The organism is Micromonospora sp. R77 (genome assembly GCF_022747945.1).
Lineage (GTDB): Bacteria > Actinomycetota > Actinomycetes > Mycobacteriales > Micromonosporaceae > Micromonospora.
Genome location: NZ_JALDST010000007.1, coordinates 1 through 2,787, shown reverse-complemented (window position 1 = coordinate 2,787; position 2,787 = coordinate 1). Strand labels below are relative to the sequence as shown.

General features: G+C 76.1%; 4 protein-coding genes and 1 pseudogene. 4 read left to right on the top strand and 1 reads right to left on the bottom strand.

What is annotated here, in order from left to right; all coding sequences use genetic code 11:
* Positions 1 to 180, top strand: a 180-nt coding sequence (locus tag MRQ36_RS32765; protein ID WP_242801697.1) for a glutamate mutase L, incomplete at its 5' end; no start/stop codon positions are given.
* Between the two features lie 422 nt (positions 181 to 602).
* Here MRQ36_RS32765 and MRQ36_RS32760 read toward each other — a convergent pair.
* A complete protein-coding gene (locus MRQ36_RS32760) occupies positions 603 to 1,289 on the bottom strand; it encodes an alpha/beta fold hydrolase (protein WP_242800203.1) in 687 nt (228 codons plus the stop codon).
* 157 nt (positions 1,290 to 1,446) lie between these two features.
* On the opposite strand from MRQ36_RS32760, the gene MRQ36_RS32755 reads away from it, so the two are divergent.
* The 3 genes and pseudogenes from MRQ36_RS32755 to MRQ36_RS32745 all read left to right on the top strand — a co-directional run.
* On the top strand, positions 1,447 to 1,755 hold the full coding sequence (locus tag MRQ36_RS32755; RefSeq protein WP_242801695.1) for a hypothetical protein: 309 nt from the start codon (positions 1,447 to 1,449) through the stop codon (positions 1,753 to 1,755).
* Positions 1,752 to 2,150 (top strand): hypothetical protein, encoded by a 399-nt coding sequence (locus tag MRQ36_RS32750; RefSeq protein WP_242801693.1) that lies wholly within the window; start codon positions 1,752 to 1,754, stop codon positions 2,148 to 2,150. Before MRQ36_RS32755 ends, MRQ36_RS32750 begins: the two co-directional genes overlap by 4 nt.
* 139 nt (positions 2,151 to 2,289) lie before the next feature.
* A pseudogene (locus MRQ36_RS32745) lies at positions 2,290 to 2,787 on the top strand (apolipoprotein N-acyltransferase); the annotation flags it as partial.

Genomic DNA, 2,787 nt, shown 5'->3' with positions numbered 1-2,787 from the left:
GCGGCGGACGCGGCCGGGGTGCTGGGTGCGGTGCTGACCGACCATGCGGGCGGTTGGCCGTTGCCGCGGGCGGCGCGGCCCGTCGTCGACGTGGACTACGTGCTGGCCGCCGGTGGGCTGCTCGCCGACGACCATCCGGGGGCGGCGCGGGCGTTGCTGCGCCGGCACCTGGACCGGTGAGCGCACCGACGGTCAGCCCATCGAGACGCGCCGACGCGACACGCCGTGGCGCAACACACGACAGGCCGGGGTGGGTTGACAACGGGCGGGGGGCAGCACGTACCGTCTTTGAGTCCTACCACGGGAAGCGGCTGTTGTTCGCTTCGTCCCTTCGTCCGCTGGCCGAGCGACCTTCATAGTCGCGGCGGCCAGGTCCAGCGGGCGGGGGTCGGCGGGGCGGCGCGAACCGGCCGCGGTTACCGGTGTACGGGCAGGGTGAAAGGCACGGCCAGTAGACAACGGCCAGGCGGGGGCAGCCAGTCCACGTCGGGTCGGTCCGAAGGTCGGCGCCGTTCACTCTCGCCCCACCGGCCGGGAAGGGCCTGGGAGCATCGGGGCGCGGCGTGAGCCGCGCCCCGATTTCGTTGCCGTCCACGCCCGGGTCAGGGGTGCCAGGACTCCAGCAGGTCGGCCAGGAGCACCGGCTGGCTCATGGCGAGCAGGTGCCCGCCGGGCAGCACGGCGGGCTCGATGCCCAACCGTTCGCGGGCCAGGCGGCGCTGGAACTCCAGCGGGAAGAGCCGGTCGTCGCGGCCGGAGACCACCCGGGTCGGCACGTCCGGCCACCGGCGCAGCGGGTTGGGTCGGGTGAACACCGATTCGGACTCCGACGCCCGGTCACCGGCCAGCAGCGACGCGGCCACCTCGTCGGGCACGTCGTGCAGGAAGTCCACCACCAGGTCCACCGGGGCGTCCGGGTCGCGGCCCTGCGCGGCGGCGTACGCGGCGCGGGCCGGGCCGTGGCCGGTCGCGTCCCCCCACTCGCCGGGGGTCTCCCCGGGGGCGGGGATCATCGGGTTGAGCAGCACCAGCAGCCGCACCGCCGGGTGGTCGGCCACCAGCGGCGCGGTGAACGCGCCGAGCGACTGGGCGACCAGCACCACGTCGTCGTGGCCGTCGACGGCGGCGCGGACGACGGCGGCGTATTCCGGCAGGGCGGCCCGCTCGTCGGCGGCGGGTAGGTCCACCGGCACCACGTCGTGGCCGCGGCGGCGCAGTTCGGTCGTCAGGGGCTGCCAGAACGCGGCTTCGCCGCCGGCCCCCGGGATCAGCACGTAGGTCGTCGCCATGCCCGCCACCCTGCCAGCCGGGTACGACAGTCCGGGTGGTGGTCAGCGGCCGGTGGGGCGGCGGACCACGACGACGTCACGGTCCTGGTACCCCGCCGCCGCGGCTGATCGGCGCGGCGACCACCACCGACGGTGCTACCGGGCTAGGCTTCCCGGTATGACCAGACCGGTGCGGAAGCTGTCGATCTCCGTTCCGCCGGACGTCGCCGAGCGGCTGGAACGCGAACCCAACGCCAGTGCCTACCTGGTGGAGGCGGCGCGGGCGCTGATGCGCCGCGAGGCGCTGAGCGCCGAGCTGGCGCACCAGGGCATCCCGGTGACCGAGGAGGGGGTGACGCGGGCGCGGGCGGCCCGCGCCGCCGTGGACGCCGCCTGGCCGTCGGAGCGCTACCAGGCGGTCCGTGAGCGGGTGCAGGCCGCGATCGACACCGAGGCCACCGGTGCCGCGCGGGCGCCGGCCGCGTGACGACGCCCGACGCGCCGCCGGTACGGCTGGTGCTGGACCGCTCCGCGCTGCTGGCGTACCTGGCCGGATCGGTACACGTGGGCGAGCCGCTGCACGAGGTGATCGCCGACGGGGTCCGGTTCGGGGTGACCGCCGTGACCGCCGCGGAGACCCTCGCCGTCGTGGACGACCCGAAGGACCGGGCGGCGCTGGGCCGGCTGCTCGGTCTGGACGCGTGCGCCGTGCTCCCGACGGCCGCGGCGTCGTGGCAGGAGTTGGCGTACTGGCGGGGCTTCACCGGCCGGGTGGACCTGGCGACCACCGTGCTGGCCTGCCTGGAGCACGACGCCCCGATCCTGACCGGGGAACCGCGCTACGGCGACGGGGACCTGCCGGTGATCCACCTGCCCGACTAGGCCGCCACCGGAGCGACGCCGGGCGGGCCGGGACGGGTAGCCTTCGGCGCGTGATCGTGGTGAGGTGCCGGTGACGACGCTCGACCGGGAAGAGACGCGGGCCACGGACGGGGCCCGAGACGCCGGGAAGCCCCGTCCCCTGAGGTTGACGGTGGCCGTGCCGCTGGCCGTGGTGGCCGGGCTGGCGCTGCTGGCCGCGTTCCCCCCTTACGGGGTGTGGCCGCTCGCGCCGGTCGGGGTGGCGCTGCTCGCCGCCGCCGTGCACCGGCGGCGGCTGCGCGCCGGCGCCGGGCTGGGCTTCCTGGCCGGGGTGACCCTGTTCGCGCCGCTGCTGGAGTGGACCAACCTGCACACCGGCTACCTGCCGTGGGTGCTGCTGTCGCTGCTGCAGGCCGGCTACCTGGCGCTGCTGGGCGCGGCCGGCGCCTGGGTGTCGCCGCTGGTCGACCGGTACCGGGCGGCGTGGCCGGCGGTGACCGGGGTGCTGTGGGTCGGGCAGGAGGCGCTGCGGGACCGCACCCCGTTCGGCGGGTTCCCGTGGGGTCGGCTGGCGTTCAGCCAGGACTCCTCGCCGCTGCTGCGGCTCGCCGCGCTCGGCGGCGCGCCGCTGGTCACGTTCGCGGTGGCGCTGATCGGC

Excerpts from the sequence above, each read along its gene's own strand:
- MRQ36_RS32760 (WP_242800203.1), bottom strand. The coding sequence starts at position 1,289 with ATGGCGACGACCTACGTGCTGATCCCGGGGGCCGGCGGCGAAGCCGCG.
- MRQ36_RS32755 (WP_242801695.1), top strand. The coding sequence starts at position 1,447 with ATGACCAGACCGGTGCGGAAGCTGTCGATCTCCGTTCCGCCGGACGTC.